The following is a 25,247-nucleotide window of genomic DNA, read 5'->3' as shown; positions in this document are numbered from 1 at the left end:
CTTATGGCGCCGCCATGACCGACACGCCCGACACGCCCCGATCCGACCCGCCCGCCGCCGAATGGCGCAATTTCTATGGCCGCCGCTCGGGCAAGACGATGCGGGCGAGCCAGAAGACCTACCTGTCCGAGGATCTGGCCTCGCTCACCCCGCGGGCCTCTCGAAAGAGGAAAACCCGGGGCGTGAGACCCTCGACCCCGGCACGATCTTCGGCAATGATGCGCCGCTGTGGCTGGAGATCGGCTTTGGTGGCGGCGAGCATATGGTCCATATGGCGGCGCGCTATCCGGGGGTGAACATCCTCGGCTGCGAGCCCTTCATCAACGGTGTCGCGATGTTGCTCGGCAAGATCCGCACCGCGGGGGTGACCAACGTCGCGATCTGGCCGGGCGACGTGCGCGACGTGATGGAGGTGCTGCCTGAAGGCTGCATCGCCAGGGCCTTCCTGAATTACCCCGACCCCTGGCACAAGCGCCGCCACCACCGCCGCCGCTTCGTGACGCCGGGCTATCTGGGCGCGCTCAACCGCATCCTGGCCCCGGCGCCGAATTCCGCGTCGCCACCGACATCCCGAATTATATGGAGCAGGCGCTGATCGAGGCGCCGAAGGCCGGGTTTGACCTTGTCGCCCATTCCGGCACGCCCTGGGACGACTGGCTCTCGACCCGCTACGAGCAAAGGCGCTCCGCGAAGGCGGGTCCCCGACTACGCCACCTTCCGCAAGCCATAAGCCGCGCAAGGGCGTATTTGCGCCAAGAAAAGCAGGGCTTTTCGGTCGGGGCGCGGTGCGCTAACAGGGCCCTGACATTCAGGGAGGCTTTCATGTCCGCTCACGGTTCCCCCATCCGCATGACGTCGCGCAAGGGCGGCCCGCTTTCGGGCGTGGCCGCGGTGCCGGGCGACAAGTCGATCTCGCATCGGGCGCTGATCCTGGGCGCGCTGTCGGTCGGGCGGACCGAGATCACCGGGCTGCTTGAAGGGCAGGACGTGCTGGATACGGCCAAGGCGATGCAGGCCTTTGGCGCGACCGTCACCCGCACCGGCCCGGGCGCCTGGACGGTCGAGGGGGTTGGGGTCGGCGGTTTTGCCGAACCGGCCGAGGTGATCGACTGCGGCAATTCGGGCACCGGCGTGCGGCTGATCATGGGCTGCATGGCGACAAGCCCGATCACCGCGACCTTCACCGGCGATGCGAGCTTGCGCAAGCGGCCGATGGGGCGGGTGACCGATCCGCTGGCGCTGTTCGGGGCGCGGTCTTACGGGCGCGCGGGTGGGCGGCTGCCGATGACCGTCGTGGGCGCCGCCGAGCCGGTGCCGGTCACCTACACGACGCCGATGGCGTCCGCGCAGGTGAAATCGGCGGTGCTGCTGGCGGGGCTCAACGCGCCGGGGCAGACCGTGGTGATCGAAAGACGCCGACCCGCGATCACACCGAACGGATGCTGCGCGGCTTTGGCGCCGAAGTGACGGTCGAGGCCACGCCCGAGGGCAACCGGATCACGCTGCAGGGGCAACCGGAGCTGAAGGCGCAAAAGGTGGCGGTGCCGCGTGACCCGTCCTCGGCGGCCTTCCCGGTCTGCGCGGCGCTGCTGGTGCCGGGCTCGGACATCCTTGTGCCGGGCGTCAGCCAGAACCCGACGCGCAACGGGCTCTTCCTGACCCTGCGCGAGATGGGCGCCGATATCGAATTTCTGAACGAACGCGAGGAGGGGGGCGAACCCGTTGCCGATCTGCGCGTGCGTCACTCCGCGCTCAGCGGCATCGCGGTGCCGCCCGAGCGCGCCGCCGCCCAGATCGACGAATATCCGGTGCTGGCCGCTTTGGCCGCCTGCGCCACCGGCACCACCGTGATGCGCGGCGTGCACGAGTTGCGGGTGAAGGAAAGCGACCGCATCGCGGCGATGGCGCGCGGGCTTGAAGCCTGCGGCGTCCGGGTCGAGGAAGACGAGGACACGCTGATCGTGCATGGGCTTGGCGCCGATGGGGTGCCCGGCGGCGCCACCGTCGCCACCCATATCGACCACCGTATCGCGATGAGCTTTCTGGTGCTCGGCCTTGTCAGCCAAAAGCCGATCGCGGTCGATGACGGCTCGCCGATCGCCACCTCCTTCCCGGTCTTCGAGGATCTGATGCGCGATCTTGGCGCCAGCATCACCCGGGACTGAGGTCGAAAGGGCGTATTTGCACCAAGAAGAAGCCCATGGTTTTTTCTTGGTCCAAATACGCAAATTGCAACGTTGAAGCCCCGTGCGAGGTTCAAGATGATGTTCACCGTGGCCATCGACGGGCCCGCCGCAGCGGGCAAGGGCACGATTTCCCGCGCCGTGGCCGAACGTTTCGGCTTTGCGCATCTGGATACCGGGGCGCTTTATCGCGCCGTGGGCGTCAAGGGCGGCGATCCGGTGGCCGCCGCGCGCGGGCTGACGCCCGAGGATCTGGCGCGGCCCGATCTGCGCACGCTCGAAGCCGGGCAGGCGGCCTCGAAGGTCGCCGTCATCCCCGAGGTGCGGCAGGCGCTTTTGGACTTTCAACGCGACTTTGCCCGGCGCGCGGGCGGTGCGGTGCTGGATGGGCGCGACATCGGCACCGTCATCTGTCCCGCGGCCGAGGTGAAGCTCTTCGTCACCGCCAGCCCCGAGGTGCGGGCGCATCGGCGCTGGCTGGAGGTCGGCGGCGACGAAGCGCAGGTGCTGGCCGAGGTGAAGGAGCGCGACGCCCGCGACATGACCCGGGCCGATGCGCCGCTCAAACCCGCCGCGGATACGGTGGTGATCGACACGTCAAGCCTGAGCATCGAGGAAGCGATCGCGGCCGCCTGCGCGGTGGTATCCGAACGGCTGTGCAGATAAGCGCAGAAGCTTTCGTTGCGCCGCGCGGCTGTGCGCATATCTTGGCGCCATACGCTCAACCGCGAAAGGATGCCCCGATGCTGCTTGATACGCTCAACTGGCGCTATGCGACGAAGAAGATGGACCCGGCCAAGGCCGTTTCCGAAGACAAGGTCGAAAAGATCGTGACCGCGGCGCAGATGGCGCCGACCTCCTCGGGGCTGCAGCCCTTTGAAATTCTGGTGATCACCAACAAGGAGCTGCGCGCGAAGATCTCGGCCGCGGCCTTTGGTCAGACCCAGATCGTGGACGGCTCGCATCTGATCGTCTTTGCCGCCTGGGACAATTACACCGCCGAGCGCATCGATGCCGTCGTCGATCTGCATGTTGCCGAACGCGGCATCCCGCGCGAGATGCTGGCGGGCTATTATGACAATCTGAAGGCCAATTACCTTGCCCGCAGCGAAGAGGTGAACGCCGCCCATGCCGCGCATCAGGCCTATATCGCCTTCGGCATCGCGCTGGCGCAGGCGGCCGAGCTTGAGGTTGATGCCACCCCGATGGAGGGTTCGATCCGGCCGCGGTCGATGAAATCCTGGGCCTGCGGGAAAAGGGGCTGCGGTCGGTCACGCTGATGCCGCTGGGCTACCGCGCCACCGAGGGCGACTGGCTCGCCGGCATGAAGAAGGTGCGCAAGCCGCTGTCGGAGCTGGTGACGCGGATCGACTGATCCGGCCGTCTGACGCCGATTTTCACCCCGTCCGGGTTTCCGGGCGGGGTTTTGTGTCATCCGCTTTTCTTTCGCTCAACCCTGTGGTGTGGTGCTGCAGGGAAGCTTGAGCGGGGGCGGGCATGACCGAGGCTGACGGCACTCTCTGGAAAGACGATCTGCTGGGCTATTCCGGCATCGCCGAGACCTTCACCCATCTGATCCAGTCGATCGAGTATCGCGAAGACAGCCTTGAGAAGGGCAAGGTGATCTCGATCGAGGCCGGGTTCGGTCAGGGCAAGACCTTCCTGCGCGAGAATTGGGCAAAACACCTGCGCGCGCAGGGCGAGGTGGTGATCGAGATCGACGCCCAGCAATCCGACCATTCCGGCGAGCCGGTGATCACCTTTCTGGGCGCGCTTCTGGCGCAGATGCCGCGCGCGACGAAGGCGAAGGGGCAGGTTGTCAAGGAACAAGGGCTGAAACTTGCCAAGGCGGCAGGTCGGGTCGCGGTGCAGGTGGTGGCGCGCAATGCGATGGAAGAGGTCGTCGATCTGGCTGCCGGATGGGTGGGCAGCAAGGCAGAGGGCGTGAAGGCGCTGGAAGAGTCTGTCTCAGAACTTGGCGAGGGGATGACGAAATATGGCGAGCAGCTGGTCCGCACCCAGCTTGCCGCCGAACATGCCCGGGAAAAGGAATTGCCGCAGCAGATCGCCACGATCCGCGATGCGCTGACCAAGGGGGCGAAGACGAAACGGGTTGTGGTGCTGATCGACGAATTGGACCGCTGCCACCCGGATTACACGATTGCCTTCCTTGAGGCGATGAAGCTGGTGTTCAACGCCGAGGGCTTCGTCTTTTGCCTGTTCGTCAATGCCGATTATCTGGAAAGCCTTGCCCATCACCGCTTCGGCACGAAGGATGCGGGCGAGAGGTATCTGGAGAAGTTCGTCGATATAAGGTTGAAGCTGGAGCCTTCGAAGCAAGACGTGAAAACGGCCACGCGGGCGCTTGCGATGCAACTGCCGCTTGCCATCCCTTTCGGGGATGGGCCCGCCTTCTCGGTGCAACATGCCGCAACGCTGGCGGGCGAGATTGCCGCCAGCAGTGATCTTTCCTTTCGTCAGATCAAGCGGGTGTTGGGGAAGGTAGAACTCACGTTGCGGTGTTATCGGGATCGCCCGATTGATTGTTCGTTACTTGTGTTTTTGGCGTTTCAGGCGGTGATGAAAAAAGCAGACGGAACGCGCCGCCTCGACGCAAGCCTTCTCCAGAGAGCGGGTCTAACGCCAGAATTTGCACTCAAGCTCTTGGAGGACATCGAGAGCGATTCTGACGAGCAAGCTAGTCGCGCAATTGCTCAGTGTAACAGCTTTTTTTCGAAGTTTTGCCCGGAATTGCTGCGCCTGCCCAGTGACCGTTTCAAATTCGAAGCGGTAATGTATAGCGGCGCTCCGGGCTGGGAGAGGGTTCTGCATGGCCTTGCCCCCCGTTACATCCCCGACCATCAGGCCATGCTCAAGGCCGTGCATCGGCTGATGGTCCAGTGATCCCCGAAAACCCTTGCCCCGCAGGTGATTCCCGGCTATGGGGGCCACGTCCGAGAGGGGGCAGGCGCAGGTCTGCCCCCTTCGGCATAGGCAACGAAAGACCGGCGGAGCCAACCGCATGGCCAGAAAACCCATATAAAGGAAACTAGACCGCATGTGCGCCAAAGCTAGCATGGAAGAATTCGAAGCCCTGCTGAAGGAAAGCTTCGAGATCGACACCCCCCAGGAAGGGTCTGTCGTCAAGGGCAAGGTCATCGCCATCGAGGCGGGCCAGGCCATCATCGACGTCGGCTACAAGATGGAAGGCCGCGTTGATCTGAAAGAATTCGCGAATCCCGGTGAAGCTCCCTCGATCGCCGTTGGCGACGAGGTCGAAGTTTACCTCGATCGCGTCGAAAACGCCCGTGGCGAAGCCGTCATCTCGCGCGAGAAAGCCCGTCGCGAAGAAGCCTGGGACCGTCTGGAAAAAGCCTATGCCAGCGAAGAGCGCGTCGATGGCGCCATCTTCGGTCGCGTCAAGGGCGGCTTCACCGTCGATCTGGGCGGCGCCGTGGCCTTCCTGCCGGGCTCGCAAGTCGACGTCCGTCCGGTGCGCGATGCCGGCCCGCTCATGGGTCTCAAGCAGCCGTTCCAGATCCTCAAGATGGACCGTCGCCGTGGCAACATCGTCGTGTCGCGTCGCGCCATCCTTGAAGAATCGCGTGCCGAACAGCGCGCCGAAGTCATCGGCAACCTGACCGAAGGTCAGATCGTCGACGGCGTCGTCAAGAACATCACCGAATACGGTGCGTTTGTGGATCTGGGCGGCGTGGACGGCCTGCTCCATGTCACCGACATGGCCTGGCGCCGCGTCAACCACCCGTCGGAGATCCTCACGATCGGCGAGACCGTCAAGGTCCAGGTCGTCAAGATCAACAAGGACACCCACCGCATCAGCCTCGGCATGAAGCAGCTGCTGAACGACCCGTGGGATTCGGTGGAAACCAAATTCGCTCTGGGCTCGGTCCACAAGGGCCGCGTCACCAACATCACCGATTACGGCGCCTTCGTGGAGCTGGAAGCCGGTGTCGAAGGTCTGGTGCACGTCTCGGAAATGTCCTGGACCAAGAAGAACGTCCACCCCGGCAAGATCGTTTCGACCTCGCAGGAAGTCGACGTCATGGTGCTGGAAATCGACACCGCGAAACGTCGCGTTTCGCTCGGCCTCAAGCAATGCCTGCGCAACCCGTGGGAAGCCTTTGCCGATGCCCATCCGGTCGGCAGCGTGATCGAGGGTGAAGTCAAGAACATCACCGAATTCGGTCTGTTCATCGGCCTTGAAAACGACATCGACGGCATGGTCCACCTGTCCGACCTGTCGTGGGAAAAGCGCGGCGAAGAGGCGATCCAGGATTACCGCAAGGGCGACGTCGTCCGCGCGGCGGTCACCGAAGTCGACACCGACAAGGAACGCATCTCGCTCTCGATCAAGGCGCTCGATGCCGACACCTTCTCGGATGCGGTTGATGGCGTGAAACGGGGCTCGGTCATCACCGTGAACGTCACCGCGATCGAAGACGGCGGCATCGAGGTCGAATACAACGGCATGAAGTCCTTCATCCGCCGTTCGGATCTGGCCCGCGACCGTGCCGACCAGCGCCCCGAGCGCTTCCAGGTCGGTGACCACGTCGATGTGCGCGTCGTCAACATCGACAGCAAGACCCGCAAGCTGGGCGTGTCGATCAAGGCGCGCGAAATCGCCGAGGAAAGGAAGCCGTGGAACAATACGGCTCGTCCGACTCGGGCGCTTCGCTCGGCGACATCCTGGCGCCGCGCTCAAGAGCCGCGAATAAGTCACCCCGCAAGGGATGCGAAAGGCCCCGCTTCGGCGGGGCCTTTTGTCTTGCGCGATTCGCCGCAGGCGTGTTTTCGGGGCAGGCAAGGGGCTTTCCGCAGGGTAAGCCGATGGGGGACTGCGTCCGAGCGCCGCAGAACCGTCCCGAAAGCGGGGTGGCATGCGATAATTTCCCGCCTTTCCAAGCCATTGCTGTTTGTGTCGCGGCAAATTCCCCCTATAGTCGGTGCAAGAACCAGTCCGGGTCGAGCCGGATGACGGGGGAGATGACGCATGATCCGCTCTGAATTGATCGCCAAGATCGCCGAAGAGAATCCGCATCTGTTTCAGCGCGACGTTGAGAAGATCGTGAACACGATCTTCGACGAGATCATCGAGGCGATGGCCCGCGGTGATCGGGTCGAGCTGCGCGGCTTTGGCGCCTTTTCGGTGAAGAAACGGGACGCTAGAACCGGGCGTAACCCGCGCACCGGCACATCGGTCGCGGTCGATGAAAAACACGTGCCCTTCTTCAAGACCGGCAAGCTTCTGCGCGACCGGCTGAACGGGGTAGAGGAGTAAGACCCGATGTTCCGCGCGATCCGCTACCTGTTCCTGGCCTGCCTCATCCTTGTTCTGGTGACGCTGGCGATGTCCAACCGCGAGGTGGTGACGCTGAGCCTGCTCACCGCCGAGGTCGAGGCCTTTGTCGGCTTCAACCTGCATCTGCCGGTGCCGCTGTTCTTCGTCTTCTTCGGCGGCATGGTGCTGGGGCTGGCGGTGGGCTTCGTGTGGGAATATCTGCGCGAGCATCGTTTCCGCGCGACCGCGCGCAAGGCGACGAAACAGGCGGCCAATCTGGAACGCGAACTGGGCCGTCTGAAGGAAAAGACGCAAGGTCCGAAGGACGAGGTTCTGGCGCTGCTCGACAAGCCGCGCGCCTGAGGGCGCCGTGGTCACCGTCGCCGTCAACCGTGGCCGCCCCGGCGGGGTGCGCTGCAAGATCTGCGGGCTGAGAACACCGGCCGATGTGGAGGCTGCCGCGCAGGCGGGGGCGGGCTACATCGGCCTTGTGTTTTCCCCGCTCGCCCCGGCATCTGGAGATCACTGCCGCCCGCGATCTGGCGCTGGCCGCGCCGGTCGGGCTGGCCAAGGTCGGGCTGGTGGTCGATGCCGACGATGCGACCTTGCAGGCGATCACCGATGCGGTGCCGCTCGACATGCTGCAACTTCATGGCAAGGAAAGCCCGCCCGCGTGGCCGAGGTGAAGGCCCGCTTCGGTCTGCCGGTGATGAAGGCCGTGGGCGTGGCCGAGGAAGCCGATCTGGCGGCGATTGCCGATTATGAAGCCGTGGCGGATCAGATCCTTGTCGATGCGAAAGCGCCCAAGGGCGCGGCACTGCCGGGGGGAAATGGTCTGGCTTTCGACTGGCGGCTGATTGCGGGCCGGGTCTGGGCCAAGCCATGGATGCTGGCAGGTGGGCTGACGCCCGAGAATGTGACCGAGGCGGTGCGGCTGACCGGGGCGGCTCAGGTCGATGTGTCTTCGGGGGTGGAAACCGCGCCTGGGGTCAAGGACGCCGCCCGGATCGCTGCCTTTGTCGCGGCGGCGCAGGGGTAGGGTTGGGGTTTCACCCCCACACCCCCGGCGTATTTGTGCCAAGAAAAAACAGGAACTTTACCCCGCGGGGGGGGCGCGCTATCTGCTGGGGGCGCGCGACGGACAAAGGGGATGGCGATGGCGGAAGATCGGCTCAACAGTTTCATGACGGCTCCGGACGAGAGCGGCCGTTTCGGCATTCATGGCGGGCGCTTCGTGTCGGAAACGCTGATGCCGCTGATCCTTGAACTTGAGGCGCAGTATGAGCACGCCAAGACCGACCCGAGCTTCTGGGCCGAGATGGAAGCGCTGTGGAAGCATTACGTCGGCCGTCCCTCGCCCTTGTATTTCGCGCCGCGGATGACCGAGGAGCTGGGCGGGGCGAAGGTCTATCTCAAGCGCGAGGAGCTGAACCACACCGGCGCGCACAAGATCAACAACGTGCTGGGGCAGATCCTGCTCGCCCGGCGGATGGGCAAGACCCGGATCATCGCCGAGACCGGCGCGGGCCAGCATGGCGTGGCGACCGCCACCGTCTGCGCGAAGTTCGGGCTGCAATGCATTGTTTACATGGGCGCGACCGATGTCGAGCGGCAGGCGCCGAACGTATTCCGGATGAAGTTGCTCGGCGCCGAGGTGGTGCCGGTGACTTCTGGCCGCGGCACGCTGAAGGATGCGATGAACGACGCTTTGCGCGACTGGGTGACGAATGTCCGCGACACCTTCTATTGCATCGGCACGGTGGCGGGCCCTGCGCCCTATCCGGCGATGGTGCGCGATTTCCAGTCGATCATCGGCCGCGAAACCCGCTGGCAGCTGGAGGAACAAGAGGGCGCGGGCCGTCTGCCCGACACGATCATCGCCTGTGTGGGCGGGGCTCGAACGCCATGGGGCTCTTCCATCCGTTCCTGGATGACCCGTCGGTGCGGATCATCGGGGTCGAGGCCGGGGGCCTTGGCGTCGATGACCGGATGCAGCATTGCGCGTCCTTGACCGGCGGGCGGCCCGGCGTTTTGCATGGCAACCGCACTTATCTGCTGCAGGATGCGGACGGGCAGATCCTGGAAGGCCATTCGATCTCGGCGGGCCTCGACTATCCGGGCATCGGGCCGGAGCATTCGTGGCTTCATGACATCAAGCGCGCCGAATATGTGTCGATCACCGATGCCGAGGCGCTGGAGGCGTTCCAGTTCTGCTGCCGCACCGAGGGGATCATTCCGGCGCTGGAAAGCAGTCATGCGCTGGCCCATGTGATGAAACTCGCGCCGACCCTGCCGAAAGAGCACATCATCGTGGTGAACCTCTCGGGCCGCGGCGACAAGGACATCTTCACCGTGGCGAAGCATCTGGGCGTCGAGATGAAAGTCTGAGCGCAGCTATCGCACCGGCGGTTCGGGCAGGGGCGGGGCCGACCGGGCCACCGCCCCTGCTTTGCGCAAAGCCCCGAATTTCGCCCATACACCAAGGTTTATGCGCGAAAATACAGGCCCTCGGGGCGCTGTTTATACCTTTCGCTGAATTGCCTTTCCCGTCGGGGCGGGCGAAGCTCGGCGTGTCATGTCCCCCAGACGTGGCAGGCCTTCCGGGATCGGGCCCTTGCCCGCCCGGTCGGCCGCGTTTGAATGACTCGATGCCGAACCTGACCGGGCCGCCACTCACGATGCGATCGGGTCCGTTGTCGAGCCCCTTGAACCGGGTTACTGCACCCGCCACGGCGCGCCCGCGCCTTGGCAGCCTCTTGCGCGCCCGGCCTTTGGTCCGGGCGCGCCCTTTCGGGAGCGAAATCATGCGATCACGCTTGCTGCGCCTTGGTTCTGCCCTGCCGTTGGCGCTGGGGGGCGCGCTTTGGGCCGCGCCCGTGGCCCGGGCCGAAACCCCGGAGGAGATCGTGGCGCAGATGCAGGCCGAGGGCTTCCGGTCGATCGAGGTGTCCACCACCTGGCTGCGCCGCATCCGCATCGTCGGCGAGGGCAGTCGGGGGCGCGCGAAGTGGTGATCGACCCGCGCAACGGCGAGGTTCTGCGCGATTTCACCGCGCCTGCGACCGCGGGGGGCCGTCCGGGGGCGGCACCGCCGCCGCCGCGGCCCGCGGGCGCCGCAGGCCCTGACCGGCCGCATCCCGGCGGCGATCCGCGCCGCGACCCTCCCGGCGGGCCGGGGGCACGCTGGCCCGGGAGGGTCGGGTGGGAATGGTGGCCCGGGCGGGCCAGGGAACGGTGGCCCGGGCGGGCCGGGGGGACGGGAAGGGCCCGGCGGTCCGGCCGGGCCGGGCGGATCCTGACGCCGATGGCCCTGACCGATCCGACCGACCTGCCTGCCCCGAAGTCGCCGCGGCGCCCGCGCTGGCTGACCTTGCGCGTCGCGCTGCTGCCGCTGTTCCTCGTGCAGGCGGTGGCGGCGCTTTTCTTCGTGTCCGACATCGTCTTTGCGCTGCTGGGAATCGAGGTCGCCCCGATCAACTGGAAACTGCGCGAGGCGCTGGAAATCTCGGCCGCGCTGGGGCTGGTGCTGGGGCTGATCTTCGGCGCGCAGGCGCTGCTTTCGGCCCGGCACGAGGCGGAGGTGGCGACCGAGAAATTGCGCCGGGCCTCGACCGCCTTTGCCGAATTGCTGGCCGAGCGTTTCGCGGAATGGCGGCTGACCGCGGCCGAGCGGGAAGTGGCGCTGTTCGCGATCAAGGGGCTGACGCTGGCCGAGATTGCCGGGCTGCGCGCCACCTCGGAAGGCACGGTGAAGGCGCAGACCGCCGCGATCTATCGCAAGGCCGGGGTCTCGACGCGCAGCCAACTGGTCAGCATCTTCATCGAGGATCTGATGGACGAGCCCACCGCCCGCTTCACCGAGATCCGTCCGGCCCGGTGCCCGCGCCCGGACGCGCGGCGCAGGCCGGGCGCTGAGGGGGCCTATTTCTCGTTGCGGTGTTTCTTCTTGGTCTTCTTTTCGACCCGCTCGGCGCCCATCAGCTGCATCAATTCGGTGACATCGCGGCGCATCAGCCGGGAAAACCACTGCGCGGCGGCGCCCGCCGTCTCGGCCAGATCCTGCAGCCGGGCATCGTCTTCGGCATGGGCGAGCGCGGTCAGCCGATCGACGAGCGGGGCGATCTCGCGCCGGTGCCGTTCCGCCAGACCGGCGCGCAACAGCGCCCAGGGGTTCGGATCGGCGGTGAAGAAATCGCGCCGCAGCCCGGGCTTGCGGCTGACCTGCACCAGACCGGCCTGACGCAATTCCTTGAGCGCGACCGAGACATTCGAGCGCGACAGCCCAAGCCCCGTCGCCAGATCCTCGGCCGAGGGGGTGTCGGTGGCCCGCCAGATCACGGCCAGGCATTGCCCGGCGGCGCGGCTGAGCCCGAAGGCGCTGGCCAGATCGGCGAAAAGCTGCGTCAGATCCGAGGGGGCAGGCGCGGTCATGGGGCCTCGTTCGGTCGCCGGAACGGCGGGGTCAGTCGCCGGGGCGGCGGGTCAGGTGCACGGCGCTACGTTGCCGCCAAGCCGTGCCGGGCGCAAGCGTGATCGGCGGGAAATCGGCATGGCGGGGCGCATCGGGCCAGAGCTGCGGCTCCAGCGCCACCCCGGCATGGGCGGCATAGGGTGCGCCCATCAGCCCGGGGAAGGGCGCGGAAGTGAGCGCGCGGCCGTCATAGACCTGCAGCCCGGGCGCGTCGCTGTGCAGATCAAGGCTCACGCCCTTTGCGCCCGTCAGCCGCGCGACCGGGCGCACGCCCTTGCCCGAGAGGCAGAAATTGTGATCGACCGGGGGCAGGTCGGGCAGCGGGCGGGGGTGCCGCAGATCCAGGTTCAGCGTCTCGACCGGCACCGGGGCCAGCGGCAGGTTTTCGGCATCGGTGGGCAGGATCTGATCCGCCGCGACCGAGAGGCTGTGCCCCGCCGTCGTCGCCGTGCCGTCGAGGTTCCAATAGGGGTGATGGGCCAGGTTCATCAGCGTCAGTGCATCGGTTTCGGCCGTCAGCGTGATCTCCAGCGTCGCCGGGGGCGCCAGCCGATAGGTGGCGCGGATCCCCCGGTTGCCGGGCAGCCCCGCCGCGCCATGCGCCAGATCAAGGCGCAGCGTCACGGCTTCGGCGCGGACCGCTTCGATCTGCCAGACCCGCTGCGAAATCCCCTCGGCGCCCGAATGCAGCAGGTTCGCGCCGTCATTGGGCTGGGCTTGCCAAAGGCGCCCGTCGAGCGTCACCTGCGCCCGCCACAGCCGGTTTGCCACCGGCCCGACCACCGCGCCGCACCAATGCAGGCGCTGTTCGTAAGCCGAGAGCAGGTCCGAGCCCAGCACCAGCGGCCAGGGCGTGCCCGCCAGCCGCAGATCCTGCAGCGTCGCCCCGAAGGTCAGGACGCGCGCGGTCAGCTCGCCCGCGCGCAGCGTGATCGCCTCGACCGTCTGGCCGGCGGCGGTGGTGCCGAAACGGCGGATGTCGGATGTCATGGGGCCTCCCGCTTTCGCGATACTCCAGCACGGAAGGCCCGGAAGAACAAGGGATTACGGCGCGAGACAGTCGCGCATCGCCTGGCCAAGGCCCTTCAGCACCGCGTCGTAAAGCCCGGGCCCATAGGGCAGGGTCGAGCCCTCGGGGTCAAGCGCCGCGCCGCGTTTCACCGGCGTTCCCTCCAGCAGCATCGCGACCTGTTTCGGGTCGTGGTTCGCCTCGGGGGAAGGCGCAGACGACGCCCTTGGCACTCAGGCTGTCGCGCAGATCGCGCAGATGCGCGGCGCCCGGATCGGCCGCATCGCCCATCGAGACCGAGCCCGCCGAGGTCAGCCCGTAATGGGCGGTGAAATAGCCATAGGCATCGTGGAAGGTGACGAAGGGGCGGCCCTTCAGCGGCGCCAGATCCGCCATCAGCTGCGCATCCAGCGTTGCGAGCCGCAGCCGCGCCTGCGCCGCATTCGCAATATAGGTCGCGCCATGTTCGGGGTCGCGCCGCGCCAGTTCCGAGCCGATCAGCGTCAGCCATGTCCCGGCATTCACCGGCGACAGCCAGGCATGCGGGTCAAGCCCTTCGTGGTGGTGGTCTTCGCCCTCTTCCGCGTGGTCGTGCGCGTCGTGATCGTGGTCTTCATGGGCGTGGTCATGGTCATGGCCGCCGACATGCGGCTTGCCGCCGAAATCCTGCAGCAGCGTTCCGGGCGCATCGAGCAGCGCCAAAGCCTTGCCCGGACCCTGCAGCCCGTCGATCGCCCGATCCAGCCAGGGCGTCATCTCGGGGCCGATCCAGAGCACCAGATCGGCCTCTTGCAGCGCCGCGGCCTGGCTGGGTTTCAGCTGATAGGAATGCGCATTCCCCTGTTCGAGCAGCACCGAAGGGCTGCCCAGATCGCCCATCACCTGCGCGACAAGCGATTGCACCGGCGGGATGTCGGTCACCACCTTGGGCACCTCGGCGAGTGAAGGGCTGGCAAGGGCGGACAAAAGCAGGGCGGTCAGGGCGGGGCGTTTCATGGGGGTCCTCGGCAAGGCTTGCGGGTCGGGAAGCGGTTCTCTATGTTATGAGATAACAAGTCAAGCAAAATGTGATAGAGTAACATGAGCGGCAAGACCGATCCCGGCTGCGCCTTTGCGCATCATGACCACGCCCATTGCGCGGACGACACCTTGGCGCGGGCCGGGCGGAAGCCGCACGGCGGGGCTGCGCTTCACCCCGGTGCGCAAGCGGGTGCTGCAGATCCTGCTCGAAGCCCATCGGGCGATGGGCGCCTATGAGGTGCTCGACCGGCTCTCGGCCGAGGGTTCGGCAACCAGCCGCCGGTGGCCTATCGGGCGCTGGAATTCTTGGTCGAGGCGGGTCTGGCGCATCGGGTGCAGGGGCTCAATGCCTTTGCCGCCTGCATGCATCCGGGCGAGGTTCATGCGCCGGTGTTCCTGATCTGCCGCGACTGCGATGCGGTGGCCGGGCGCAGGCGGCGCCGGTGCGGGCGGCTTTGGATCAGGTCGCGGGCGGGCTTGGCTTTGCCATCGAGCGCGCCAGTTTCGAGGCGGTGGGCCTGTGCCCCGCCTGCCGCGCCCGGGCCGGGGTGGCGAAATGATCCCCTTGATTACGGCGGAAAATCTTTCGGTGCGGCATGGCGAGGCGGTGGTGCTGACGGGGGTCGATTTCACCCTGGCCCCGGGCGAGATCGTCACCGTCGTGGGGCCGAACGGCTCGGGGAAATCGACGCTGATCCGGGCGCTGATCGGGCTGGAACCGGCGGCGACGGGGCGGGTCATGCGCGCGCCCGGGCTGCGCATCGGCTATGTGCCGCAAAAGCTGCATATCGACGCGGGCTTGCCGATGACGGTGCGCCGCTTCCTGTCTTTGCCCAAACGCGTCAGCGATGCTGCGGCCGCGGCGGTGCTGGCCCGGGTTGGCGTGCCGGGGCTGGGGGCGCGGCCGCTGGCGCGGCTCTCGGGCGGGCAGTTCCAGCGCGTGCTGCTGGCCCGCGCGCTCTTGGGCGATCCGCAGGTGCTGATCCTTGACGAGCCGACGCAGGGGCTCGATCAGCCCGGCACGGCGGCCTTTTACCGGCTGATCGCCGAGGTCCGGGCCGAGACCGGCGCCGCGGTGCTGATGGTCAGCCACGATCTGCATGTGGTCATGGCGGCCTCGGACCGGGTCGTCTGCCTCAACGGCCATGTCTGCTGCGCGGGCACGCCCAAGGTGGTCTCGGCCGCGCCGGAATATCGCGCGCTCTTCGGTTTGGGCACCGGCGGGCCTTCGCGCTTTATCGCCATGTGCATGACCATGATCATGAACATGACGAGGGCCACGGCCACGACCCCGCCGCGCCGCACCGGGCGCATCCGCACGCGCACGGGACGCATGTGCATGGACCGGAGTGCCGTCACGATGCTTGACGATTTCCTGACCCGCGCGGCTTTGGGGGCGTCGGGCTGACGCTGGCGACGGGGCCCTTGGGCGCGTTCGTGATCTGGCGCCGCATGGCCTATTTCGGCGATGCCACGGCCCATGCCGCCATCCGGGGTGGCGCTGGCCTATGGCTTTGGCGTGTCGGTCTATGCGGGCACGCTCGCCGTGGCGCTGGCAATGGCGCTGACGGTGGCCAGCCTGTCCGGGCGCGGCCATGCGATGGACACTGTTCTGGGGGTGCTCGCCCATTCGGCGCTGGCTTTCGGGCTGGTCGCGGCCTCGTTCCTGTCCGGGCTGCGGGTCGATCTGTCGGCCTTTCTTTTCGGCGACATCCTGGCCGTCAGCCGCACCGATCTGGCGGTGATCTGGGGCGGTTCGGCGCTGGTGGCGGCGGTGCTGGCCTGGCGCTGGCAGGGACTGCTGACGGCGACGGTGAACGAGGAACTGGCGCAGGCCTCGGGGCTTGATCCGCGGCGCGAACGGCTGGTGCTGGTGCTGGCGCTGGCGCTGACGGTGGCGGTGGCGATCAAGATCGTCGGCGCGCTGCTGATCGCGGCGCTGCTGATCGTGCCCGCGGCCGCGGCCCGGCAACTGGCGCGCGGCCCCGAGGCGATGGCGCTCGGCGCCACCGCGATCGGCGCTCTGGCGGTTCTGGGCGGGTTGCAGGCCTCGCTGGCCTTCGACACGCCCGCCGGTCCCTCGATCGTCGCGGTGGCGGCGGGGATCTTTGCGCTGACGCTGATGGTGCGGCGCAGGGGCTGACCGGGGCAGGGGGGCGCTGCCCCCCTCTTTTGGCTGCGCCAAAATTCACCCCCCGGGATATTTGCGCCAAGGTGAAAGGGCAAACGGCTCTGCTTTCACCTTGGGGAAAATATCCCGGGGGGGGCGCAGCCGGGGGGCAGAGCCCCCCTCTCCCCTGGTTTTGGGGGGCTCAGATCGTTTCGAGCGACGAGGCGCGCAAGAGCCGTTTCACATCGGCGCGCGTGCACAGATCGGTGGCGGGCGTCATCACCGCCGCTGCCGCCGCCGCCGCGCCCCAGCGCAGCGCCTCGGGCAGGCTCAGGCCGCGGCCAAGGCTGAGGGTGAAGGCGGCCACGAAACTGTCGCCCGCGCCGACCTTCGACACCACCCTGTCGGGCACGGCCTGCGCCACCCAGCGCTCGGACTCGGTCGCGAGCACATTGCCATCGGCTCCGCGGGCCACGACGACCGCGCGGGCGATGCCGCGCCGGACCAGGTCCTGCGCGAAATCGGCGCTGTCGGCGCGGTCGGGCAGGGCGCGGCCCGCCAGTTCCTCGGCTTCAAGATCATCCATCCGCAGCACGTCGACGGGTTTTGCCCCGGCGGTGAGCAGCTGGTGCAGCGCCTTGCCCGAGGTGTCCAGAAAGAACCGCGCCCGGGTGCGGGCGATCTTCGTGGCCAGCCGCGCCGGAAAATCGTCGGGCACGCCCGGCGGCTGGCTGCCCGAGAGCACGACGATGCCGTTTTCCGGCGCCGCTTTCGCGATCCGGTCGAGCACCTTCGTCACGTCGCTTGCGGACCAGGTCGGGCCGGGCATGACGAAGCGGTATTGTTCGCCCGTCGTCGCATCGGTGACGGTCAGGCTTTGGCGCGTTTCGCCGGGCGCGGGGAAGGGGCGAGGCCGATCCCTGCTCGGCCAGCAGATGCATGACCTTGTCGCCCATGGGCCCGCCCAGCGCCACGAAAGCGGTGGAATGCCCGCCCAAGGCCGAGATCGCCCGGCTGACATTCAGCCCGCCGCCGCCCGGATCGGTCTCGGGGCGGGTGCAGCGCAGCTTGCGTTCGGGGGCGACCTGATCGGCGTGGATCGAAAGATCGACGGTGGGATTCAGGGTGACGGTCAGAATGGCAGTCATGCCGGGCCTTTCTTGCGGCCCGCGCGGGCCGGTTTCGGGTCTTTGGCGCTAACATTGCAGGTTCGCGCGCGGGGGGGAAGGGCGGAAACCGGTCTTTAACGCATTGGTGGTGTGATCCGCGTCACATCCTGAGGAGGAGAAACATGATTCCGGATCTGTCCGACCCGCGCTGGAAGCGGGTCCTTACCAGCAATTCCGATCTCTCGTCGGCCTCGCTGGCCACGCGCATCCTGATCTCGCGGCTGCGTCGCGAAGTGGCAGACGCGCCGGCGGCCCTGGCCGGAAAAGTCGGGGAATTGCGGGACTTTGTGGCGAAGAACCCCTTTGCCCTGGCCGATGCGGCGAAATTCTGAACGGAGACGACCGATGAAGAACGAAATGCTCACGGTCGCGGAAGCGGCCAAACGGATCGAAGCGGGCGACGTGATGGCGATCGCGGGCGACGAATCGCTTCTGGCGCAGCTGCCGCGCGGGGCCTGGATCGGTGGCACCACCGTCTATTTCGTCACCGAAGACGGCGGCGCGGTGGTGCGCGACAAGCTTTTCTGCACCACCTTCCCCAAGGCCAGTGGCGCCACGCCGCGCCATCTGTGGGTGGACGAGCTGCCCCGCATCGCCGAGGGCTACAAGCCCGGTGGCGTGACCATGATCATGATCCCGGCCTTTTCCGTCGCGCATTCGCAATTCGCGGTGGACGGGCAGACCTGGCCGGGCCTGTTCGATCAGCCGCTGGCGGGCTGGATCACCGGCGTGCATCTGGATGACATCGGCAAGAAGGCGCCCAAGGTCTTTGACGGTGCCACCGGCAAGGGCCATGACGAAGGCGCGGTGCTTTGCATGTCGCCCTGCCCGAGGGTGTCGGTCGATCTCGACATTCTCAACATCTTCGCGCAGGGCAATGATGCGAAACTGACCTTCACCTTCGCCGAGGGCGGATTTGCGGCGAAGACCGCGACGGTGAACGGGGCCGAGGTCGATCTGGCCCGCTACATCACCGACAACGGCCTTGATACCCGGCTGCCGCTGGTGGCGAATTACGCGGGCGCGCTGGTCAATGTCTCGATCCAGTCGGTCGATGTCGCGGCGGGCGAGGTGAAATTCTATGCGCCGGTCGTGGCCGGGGTGGAATATCGCATGGCGAATGCGCTGGGCTCCTATGCCCAGGCCTTTGCGCAGGGCGCGGGCGCGGCGGGCTCTGGGCAGTATTCGTGCAACTGCATCCTGAACTACCTTTACGGCGAGCTGGAAGGCCAGCGCACCGGCGGCTTCACCGGCCCGGTCACCTTCGGCGAAATCGCCTATATCCTGCTCAACCAGACGCTGGTGCGGATGGAGATCACCGACGCCGCCTGAGAATGCGGACAGGGCGGGGCGGTCCGGCAGGGCTGCCCCGGTCACTCCCACCAGCGGTCGATGCGGGCGATATCGTCATCCGACCAGCCGAAATGATGCGCCAGCTCGTGCACGAAGACATGCGCGACAAGTCTATCCAGCGCGACATCGCCCCGCCCGACCCATTCATCGAGGATCGGACGGCGGAAGAGCCAAATCACATCCGGCCCGCTGGGGTCGAAGACCGATTTTTCGGTCAGCGGCACGCCCTCGTAAAGCCCGGTCAGCTCGAACGGGTCCTCGATCCCCATCTCGTCAAGCACCGCCTCGGCGGCGAAATCCTCCACCCGCAGCACGACGGCGGCGGCGGGGGCGCGGAACGCCTCGGGCAGGGTGGCGCGGGCGGCTTCGGCCATCGCTTCGATTTCGGCAAGGCTCGGCGCCTCGCGGCCTTTCCAGAGGGTCATGGTCACGGCTCCTTCATCCCTGCGGGGGCAGGCTTTCCCTTGCCAGATATGGACAAAAGCTCCAGCCTGTGAAAGAGCAGACCGTCAACAGGAGAGCCCGATGACCGTCGTTACCCGCTTCGCCCCCTCGCCGACCGGCTATATCCATGTCGGCAACCTGCGCACCGCGCTGATGAACTACCTTGTCGCCCGCAAGGCCGGCGGCACCTTCATCCTGCGCATCGACGATACCGACCAGGAACGCTCGAAGCAGGAATATGTGGATGCGCTGAAGGCGGATCTGGAATGGCTCGGCCTGACCTGGGACCGCGAGGAACGCCAGTCGCTGCGCTTTGACCGCTACGAGGCGGCGGCGGAAAGCCTGCGCGGGGTGGGGCGGTTTTACGAATGCTTCGAAAGCCCGACCGAGCTTGACCTGAAGCGCAAGAAATTGCTGAACATGCACAAGCCCCCGGTCTATGACCGCGCGGCGCTGAAGCTGTCGGCCGAGGACAAGGCCCGGCTGCGCGAGGAGGGCCGCGACGGCTACTGGCGCTTCCTGCTGAACCAGACCCGGATCGAATGGCACGATGGCATCATCGGCGACATTTCGATCGACGCGGCCTCGGTCTCGGACCCGGTCCTGATCAAGGCCGACGGGCAGGTGCTGTATACCTTTGCGTCGTCCGTCGACGATATCCAGATGGGCGTGACCCATATCGTGCGCGGCGCCGACCATGTGACGAACACCGCGACGCAGATCCAGATCATGGAGGCGCTGGGCGGCACGCCGCCGAGCTTCGCGCACCATTCGCTCCTGACCGGCGCCAAGGGCGAGGAGTTGTCGAAGCGGCTTGGCACGCTGTCGATCCGCGATCTGCGGGCGAATGGCATCGCCCCCGAGGCGCTGCTGTCGCTGATGGCGCGGCTTGGGTCCAGCCAGCCGGTCGAGCTGCGGATGAGCCTGGACGAGATCGCCGAGGGCTTCGATCTGAGCCAGTTCGGGGCGGCGCCGACGAAATTCGACCCCGAGGATCTGATCCCGCTGACGCGCGCGCGCAACCAGCATCTGCCCTTTGAAAAGGTCGAGGACGAGATCCGCAAGCTGGGCATTCCGCCGCATCTGGCGCGGGATTTCTGGGCGGTGGCCTCGAAGAACATCGACAAGCTCTCGGACCTTGCCCATTGGGCCGAGCTGGTGATCGAAGGCGCCGAGGCGGTGATTGACCCGGAAGATGCCGAATTCGTCGCGGTGGCGCTGGCGCTTTTGCCCGACATGCCCTTTGCCAAGGACAGCTGGGCGAGCTGGACCGCGGCGGTGAAAGAGGCCACCGGGCGCAAGGGCAAGGGGCTCTTCATGCCGCTCAGGAAGGCGCTGACGGGGCAGGCGCATGGGCCGGAGATGGCGGACCTCATGCCGCTGATGCAGAAGGTGCGCGCCAAGGTCTGAGGGCGGAGCGGGGCTCTGCCCCGCACCCCGGGATATTTGTGGCAAGATGAAAACGGGGGCCGGTTTTCCGGCCCTTTTTTGCTGTCCGGGCGAGAGGGTGTCGGATTTTCTCTCGAAAGCGTCGGATTTGTTTTTCCCTCTTGCCAGAGTGTCGCAGGACGGGCTAGATCAGGGGCGTCAGGATCGGGAGACACTGGCCGCAAGGTCAGGGCCGAAGGAGCAACCGCCCCGGTAAACTCTCAGGCAAAAGGACCGTTCTGACGAAGAACTCTGGAGAGTGACCCCGCCCGGGACGTTCGGGAAGGTCCGCCGAAGGGATAACGATCTCAGGCGCCGACAGGCAGGGACAGGGGGGGGGCATCGAGCGGGCGAAAGCCCAGGGATTCGGTGCCGGGTTTCCGGCTTGGGGGATGCGATGGCCGGGGATACGGGCTTGAAGCGCACGGCGCTTTTCAATCTGCATGGGGAATTGGGGGCGAAGATGGTCCCCTTTGCGGGCTGGGACATGCCCGTGCAATATCCGATGGGGGTGCTGAAAGAGCATCTGCACACCCCGCGCCGCCGCCGGGCTGTTCGACGTGAGCCACATGGGGCAGGTGATCCTGCCCGCGGGCGCCGTTGCGGCGCTCGAGGCGTTGGTGCCGGTCGATATTGCGGGGCTGGGGCTCAATCGGCAGCGCTATGCGGTGTTCACCAATGCCGCGGGCGGGATTCTGGACGATCTGATGGTGGCGAACCGCGGCGATCACCTGTTTCTGGTCGTCAATGCCGCGATGGCCGAGGCCGACATCGCCCATCTGCGCGCCCATGTGCCCGGTGTGACCGTGGTCGAGGGCCGCGGCCTGCTGGCGCTGCAAGGCCCGCTGGCGGAAACCGCTTTGGCGCGGCTGGTCCCCGGCGTTGCCGCGATGCGCTTCATGGAGACCGCGACGTTCCTGTGGGAGGGGGCCGATCTGTGGGTGTCCCGCTCTGGCTACACCGGCGAGGATGGCTTTGAAATTTCCGTGCCCGAAAGCGTGATCGAGGGCTTTGCCCGCGCGCTTCTGGCGATGCCCGAGGTGGCGCCCATTGGCCTTGGCGCGCGCGATAGCCTGCGGCTTGAAGCCGGGATGCCGCTTTACGGCCATGACATCGACACCGAAACCACGCCGGTCGAGGCGGGTCTGACCTGGGCGATCCAGAAGGCCCGTCGCACGGGCGGCGCGCGCGAAGGCGGGTTCCCGGGGTGCCGCGCGCATTCTGCGTGAATTGACCGAAGGCGCCCCCCGCAAACGCATGGGCCTGCGCCCCGAGGGTCGGGCGCCGATGCGCGAAGGCGTTGACATCTATGCCGAAGCCGAGGGTGGCGAAGCCATTGGCCGGGTCACCTCGGGCGGTTTTGGCCCCTCGGTCGATGCGCCCGTCGCGATGGCCTATCTGCCCGCGGATCTGGCCCCCGGCGCCACCGTTTACGGCGAGGTCCGCGGCAAGCGCCTGCCCGCCCGCGTTACCGACCTGCCTTTCCACCCCACCAGCTACAAGCGATAGGAGCACCCGATGGCGATCCGTTACACCCCCCGAACACGAATGGCTGCGCGTCGAGGGCGACCTTGTCGTCGTCGGCATCACCGAACATGCCAGCGAACAGCTGGGCGATGTCGTCTTTGTCGAACTGCCCGAGGTCGGCCGCAAGGTCGAAAAGGGCGACGAGGTCTCGGTGATTGAATCGGTCAAGGCCGCCTCCGACATTCTGGCGCCGCTTGCGGGCGAGATTGTCGAAGTGAACGAAGCCCTGCCCGACACTCCGGCGCTGGTCAATGAAAAGCCGATGGAGGCCTGGTTCTTCAAGATGAAGGTCGCCGATCTGGCCGCGGTCGAGGACTACATGTCCGCGGGCGCCTATGAGGATTTCATCGGATAAATCGAGCAAGATCATGAGCTTCACCCCCACCGATTACGACCCTTACGATTTCGCCAACCGCCGCCACATCGGGCCGAGCCCGTCCGAGATGGCGGAGATGCTCAAGGTGGTGGGGGTGCCGACCCTCGACGCGCTGATCGACGAGACGGTGCCGCAGGCGATCCGGCAGGCCAAGCCGCTGTCCTGGCCGCCGATGACCGAGCACGAGCTGCACGACAAGCTGCGCGAGGTGCAAAAGAAGAATGCCGTGATGACCTCGCTCATTGGGCAGGGCTATTACGGCACCGCGACGCCGCCCGCGATCCAGCGCAACGTGCTGGAAAACCCGGCCTGGTATACCGCCTACACGCCCTATCAGCCGGAAATCGCGCAGGGCCGGCTGGAGGCTTTGCTGAACTATCAGACCATGGTCGCCGATCTGACCGGGCTGCCGGTGGCGAATGCCAGCCTGCTTGATGAATCGACCGCCGCGGCCGGGCGATGATGATGGCCGAACGCGCGGCCAAGTCGAAGGCGCGGGCGTTCTTTGTCGATCTCAACCTGCATCCGCAGACGGTGGCGGTGCTGGAAACCCGGGCCGCGCCGTTCGGCATCGAGATCGTCAAGGGCCAGCCCGACGAGCTGGTGCCCGATGCGGTCTTTGGGGCGATTTTCCAATATCCGGGCACCTATGGCCATGTCCGCGACTTCACCGATTACATCGCGATGCTGCATGAAGCGGGGGCGATTGCGGTGGTGGCGACGGATCTTCTGGCGCTTTGCCTGCTCAAGGAACCGGGGCCATGGGCGCCGATATTGCGGTGGGGTCCGCGCAGCGCTTTGGCGTGCCGATGGGCTTTGGCGGCCCGCATGCGGCCTTCATGTCCTGCCGCGACAGTCTGAAACGCACGATGCCGGGGCGGATCGTCGGCGTGTCGATCGACGCGCGGGGCAACAAGGCCTATCGGCTGTCGCTGCAAACGCGCGAGCAGCATATCCGGCGCGAAAAGGCGACTTCGAACGTCTGCACGGCGCAGGCGCTTTTGGCCGTGATCGCCAGTTTCTATGCGGTTTTCCACGGGCCGAAGGGGCTGCGCGCGATTGCCGAACGGGTGCATCTGAACGCGGTCCGCGTGCGCGATGCGCTGGTCGCCGCCGGGGCGGATGTGGCGCCGCAGGCGTTTTTCGACACGATCACCGTGCGGGTGGGCGTGGGGCAGCAGGGCATCATGGCCGCCGCGCGTCAGCACGGGATCAACCTGCGCAAGGTGGGCGAGGGGCGCGTCGGCATCTCGATTGACGAGCTGACCGATGAAGACGTGCTGGTGCGGCTTCTGGACAGTTTCGGCATCAAGACCGTGCCGCCGATGGGGCAAGCCCTTGGCTTCCCGGCGGAAATGCTGCGGAAACCGACTATCTTACGCATCCGGTCTTTCAGATGAACCGCGCCGAGTCGGAAATGATGCGCTATATGCGGCGGCTGTCGGACCGCGATCTGGCGCTCGACCGGGCGATGATCCCGCTCGGCTCCTGCACGATGAAGCTGAATGCCGCGGCGGAAATGGCGCCGCTGACCTGGCATCGCTACAACTCGCTGCACCCGTTCGTTCCGGCCGATCAGGCGGGCGGCTATGCCGAGATGATCGCGGATCTGACGGCGAAGCTGTGCGAGATCACCGGCTATGACGCGTTTTCGATGCAGCCCAATTCCGGCGCGCAGGGCGAATATGCCGGGCTGATGACGATTGCCGCCTATCACCGGGCGCGGGGAGAGGGGCAACGCGATATCTGCCTGATCCCGGTCTCGGCGCATGGCACCAACCCGGCCTCGGCGGCGATGGCGGGGATGAAGGTCGTGGTGGTGAAATCGGCGCCGAATGGTGACGTCGATCTGGAAGATTTCGCCGACAAGGCGGCGCAGGCGGGGGATCGGCTCGCGGCCTGCATGATCACTTACCCCTCGACCCATGGGGTGTTCGAGGAAACGGTGAAGGAGATCTGCGCGATCACCCATCGCTTTGGCGGGCAGGTCTATATGGACGGCGCGAACATGAATGCGCTCGTGGGGCTGGTGAAGCCGGGCGAATGCGGCTCGGACGTGAGCCACCTCAACCTGCACAAGACCTTTGCGATTCCGCATGGCGGCGGCGGGCCGGGCATGGGGCCGATCGGCGTCAAGGCGCATCTGGCGCCCTATCTGCCCGGCCATGTGGAGACCGACGGGCGCGAGGGGGCGGTCTCGGCTGCGCCCTATGGATCGGCGTCGATCCTTTGATTTCATGGGCCTATTGTCTGATGATGGGGGCGAGGGGCTGGCGCAGGCGACGCGGGTGGCGATCCTCAATGCCAACTACATCGCGGCGCGGCTGAAGGCCGACTATCCGATCCTCTTCATGGGCAACCGCGGCCGGGTGGCGCATGAATGCATCCTTGACACCCGCCCCTTTGCCGAAGTGGGTGTGACCGTGGATGACATCGCCAAGCGTCTAATCGACAACGGTTTCCATGCGCCGACGATGTCTTGGCCGGTGGCCGGGACGCTGATGGTCGAGCCGACGGAAAGCGAGACCAAGGCCGAGATCGACCGCTTCATCACCGCGATGCTGGCGATCCGCGAAGAGGTCCGCGACGTGGCCGAGGGCCGGATCGCCGCCGAGGACAGCCCGCTCCATCACGCGCCCCATACGGTCGAGGATCTGGTGGCCGGGTGGGACCGGAAATACAGCCGCGAGCAGGGCTGTTTCCCGCCGGGCGCCTTCCGGGTGGACAAGTATTGGCCGCCGGTGGGGCGGGTCGACAACGTCTATGGCGACCGCAATCTGGTCTGCACCTGCCCGCCGGTGGAGGCTTGGGCGGCGGAGTAAAACGAGCGGTTCGGGCGGAAAAGGAAAGGCACTGCC

General features: G+C 66.6%; 14 protein-coding genes, 13 pseudogenes and 1 riboswitch. Of the genes and pseudogenes, 21 read left to right on the top strand and 6 right to left on the bottom strand.

From position 1 onward, the window contains the following. The first annotated feature begins 14 nt into the window (after window positions 1-14). From trmB to ACTTAG_RS12780, 12 genes and pseudogenes are all read left to right on the top strand, one after another. Window positions 15-730 (top strand): annotated as a pseudogene (gene trmB, locus ACTTAG_RS12835) (tRNA (guanine(46)-N(7))-methyltransferase TrmB). Between the two features lie 92 nt (window positions 731-822). Then, window positions 823-2,165, top strand: a pseudogene (gene aroA, locus ACTTAG_RS12830) (3-phosphoshikimate 1-carboxyvinyltransferase). Window positions 2,166-2,261: 96 nt separating this feature from the next. Continuing rightward, a complete protein-coding gene (locus ACTTAG_RS12825; RefSeq protein WP_444462672.1) occupies window positions 2,262-2,849 on the top strand; it encodes a (d)CMP kinase in 588 nt (195 codons plus the stop codon). 77 nt (window positions 2,850-2,926) lie between these two features. Continuing rightward, window positions 2,927-3,558, top strand: a pseudogene (locus ACTTAG_RS12820) (NAD(P)H-dependent oxidoreductase). Window positions 3,559-3,680: 122 nt separating this feature from the next. Continuing rightward, window positions 3,681-5,087, top strand: a complete 1,407-nt coding sequence (locus ACTTAG_RS12815) for a KAP family P-loop NTPase fold protein (protein WP_444462671.1) — start codon at window positions 3,681-3,683, stop codon at window positions 5,085-5,087. A 154-nt stretch (window positions 5,088-5,241) separates the two neighbouring features. Beyond that, a pseudogene (rpsA, locus tag ACTTAG_RS12810) lies at window positions 5,242-6,893 on the top strand (30S ribosomal protein S1); the annotation flags it as partial. 301 nt (window positions 6,894-7,194) lie between these two features. Further along, window positions 7,195-7,482, top strand: a complete 288-nt coding sequence (gene ihfB, locus ACTTAG_RS12805) for an integration host factor subunit beta (RefSeq protein WP_110805943.1) — start codon at window positions 7,195-7,197, stop codon at window positions 7,480-7,482. A 6-nt stretch (window positions 7,483-7,488) separates the two neighbouring features. Further along, window positions 7,489-7,845 (top strand): lipopolysaccharide assembly protein LapA domain-containing protein, encoded by a 357-nt coding sequence (locus ACTTAG_RS12800; protein WP_444462670.1) that lies wholly within the window; start codon window positions 7,489-7,491, stop codon window positions 7,843-7,845. Between the two features lie 7 nt (window positions 7,846-7,852). After that, window positions 7,853-8,521 (top strand): annotated as a pseudogene (locus ACTTAG_RS12795) (phosphoribosylanthranilate isomerase). Window positions 8,522-8,632: 111 nt separating this feature from the next. Further along, window positions 8,633-9,870, top strand: a pseudogene (gene trpB, locus ACTTAG_RS12790) (tryptophan synthase subunit beta). Window positions 9,871-10,286: 416 nt separating this feature from the next. Further along, window positions 10,287-10,496: a hypothetical protein gene (locus tag ACTTAG_RS12785; RefSeq protein WP_444462669.1), complete on the top strand. Its 210-nt coding sequence runs from the start codon at window positions 10,287-10,289 to the stop codon at window positions 10,494-10,496. 290 nt (window positions 10,497-10,786) lie between these two features. Continuing rightward, complete coding sequence (locus ACTTAG_RS12780; protein ID WP_444465287.1) at window positions 10,787-11,722, top strand: helix-turn-helix transcriptional regulator; 936 nt, start codon at window positions 10,787-10,789, stop codon at window positions 11,720-11,722. Window positions 11,723-11,736: 14 nt separating this feature from the next. Here ACTTAG_RS12780 and ACTTAG_RS12775 read toward each other — a convergent pair. The 4 genes and pseudogenes from ACTTAG_RS12775 to ACTTAG_RS12760 form a co-directional block, all read right to left on the bottom strand. Further along, window positions 11,737-11,913: pseudogene (locus ACTTAG_RS12775) on the bottom strand (hypothetical protein); the annotation flags it as partial. A gap of 31 nt (window positions 11,914-11,944) precedes the next feature. Next, complete coding sequence (locus tag ACTTAG_RS12770) at window positions 11,945-12,943, bottom strand: aldose epimerase family protein (protein ID WP_444462668.1); 999 nt, start codon at window positions 12,941-12,943, stop codon at window positions 11,945-11,947. A 54-nt stretch (window positions 12,944-12,997) separates the two neighbouring features. Then, window positions 12,998-13,135, bottom strand: a complete 138-nt coding sequence (locus ACTTAG_RS12765) for a hypothetical protein (protein ID WP_444462667.1) — start codon at window positions 13,133-13,135, stop codon at window positions 12,998-13,000. After that, a complete protein-coding gene (locus ACTTAG_RS12760; protein WP_444462666.1) occupies window positions 13,092-13,958 on the bottom strand; it encodes a zinc ABC transporter substrate-binding protein in 867 nt (288 codons plus the stop codon). Before ACTTAG_RS12760 ends, ACTTAG_RS12765 begins: the two co-directional genes overlap by 44 nt. 84 nt (window positions 13,959-14,042) lie before the next feature. Between ACTTAG_RS12760 and ACTTAG_RS12755 the strand changes: the two are divergent. The 3 pseudogenes from ACTTAG_RS12755 to ACTTAG_RS12745 all read left to right on the top strand — a co-directional run bounded on the left by ACTTAG_RS12755 (window position 14,043) and on the right by ACTTAG_RS12745 (window position 16,125). Further along, window positions 14,043-14,542 (top strand): annotated as a pseudogene (locus ACTTAG_RS12755) (Fur family transcriptional regulator). Then, window positions 14,539-15,350 (top strand): annotated as a pseudogene (locus ACTTAG_RS12750) (ATP-binding cassette domain-containing protein). The pseudogenes ACTTAG_RS12755 and ACTTAG_RS12750 overlap by 4 nt, the downstream one beginning before the upstream one ends. Beyond that, window positions 15,343-16,125: pseudogene (locus ACTTAG_RS12745) on the top strand (metal ABC transporter permease). The pseudogenes ACTTAG_RS12750 and ACTTAG_RS12745 overlap by 8 nt, the downstream one beginning before the upstream one ends. 169 nt (window positions 16,126-16,294) lie before the next feature. On the opposite strand, the pseudogene ACTTAG_RS12740 reads toward ACTTAG_RS12745, so the two are convergent. Then, window positions 16,295-17,240: pseudogene (locus tag ACTTAG_RS12740) on the bottom strand (1-phosphofructokinase family hexose kinase). 143 nt (window positions 17,241-17,383) lie between these two features. Between ACTTAG_RS12740 and ACTTAG_RS12735 the strand changes: the two are divergent. Then, window positions 17,384-17,593, top strand: coding sequence for a hypothetical protein (locus ACTTAG_RS12735; RefSeq protein WP_444462665.1), 210 nt, complete (start codon window positions 17,384-17,386; stop codon window positions 17,591-17,593). A 13-nt stretch (window positions 17,594-17,606) separates the two neighbouring features. Next, a complete protein-coding gene (locus ACTTAG_RS12730) occupies window positions 17,607-18,593 on the top strand; it encodes a DUF6976 family protein (protein ID WP_444462664.1) in 987 nt (328 codons plus the stop codon). A 41-nt stretch (window positions 18,594-18,634) separates the two neighbouring features. On the opposite strand, the gene ACTTAG_RS12725 is transcribed toward ACTTAG_RS12730, so the two are convergent. After that, entirely contained in the window at window positions 18,635-19,039 is a 405-nt protein-coding gene (locus ACTTAG_RS12725; RefSeq protein WP_444462663.1) for a metallopeptidase family protein, read from the bottom strand. 100 nt (window positions 19,040-19,139) lie between these two features. Between ACTTAG_RS12725 and gltX the strand changes: the two genes are divergently transcribed. The 4 genes and pseudogenes from gltX (at window position 19,140) to gcvP (ending at window position 25,211) form a co-directional block, all read left to right on the top strand. Next, on the top strand, window positions 19,140-20,468 hold the full coding sequence (gltX, locus tag ACTTAG_RS12720; RefSeq protein ID WP_444462662.1) for a glutamate--tRNA ligase: 1,329 nt from the start codon (window positions 19,140-19,142) through the stop codon (window positions 20,466-20,468). Between the two features lie 174 nt (window positions 20,469-20,642). Then, window positions 20,643-20,733, top strand: a riboswitch (glycine riboswitch). A gap of 150 nt (window positions 20,734-20,883) precedes the next feature. Continuing rightward, window positions 20,884-21,995: pseudogene (gcvT, locus tag ACTTAG_RS12715) on the top strand (glycine cleavage system aminomethyltransferase GcvT). 43 nt (window positions 21,996-22,038) lie between these two features. Beyond that, window positions 22,039-22,368 carry a glycine cleavage system protein GcvH gene (gene gcvH, locus ACTTAG_RS12710; protein WP_444465251.1) on the top strand — a complete coding sequence of 110 codons (330 nt, stop codon included), beginning with the start codon at window positions 22,039-22,041 and terminating at the stop codon, window positions 22,366-22,368. Between the two features lie 13 nt (window positions 22,369-22,381). Next, window positions 22,382-25,211: pseudogene (gene gcvP / locus ACTTAG_RS12705) on the top strand (aminomethyl-transferring glycine dehydrogenase). Window positions 25,212-25,247 lie beyond the last annotated feature (36 nt).

It is taken from the genome of Rhodobacter capsulatus, from assembly GCF_052363185.1.
GTDB lineage: Bacteria > Pseudomonadota > Alphaproteobacteria > Rhodobacterales > Rhodobacteraceae > Rhodobacter > Rhodobacter capsulatus_E.
This window is presented reverse-complemented; position numbering and strand designations above follow the sequence as displayed.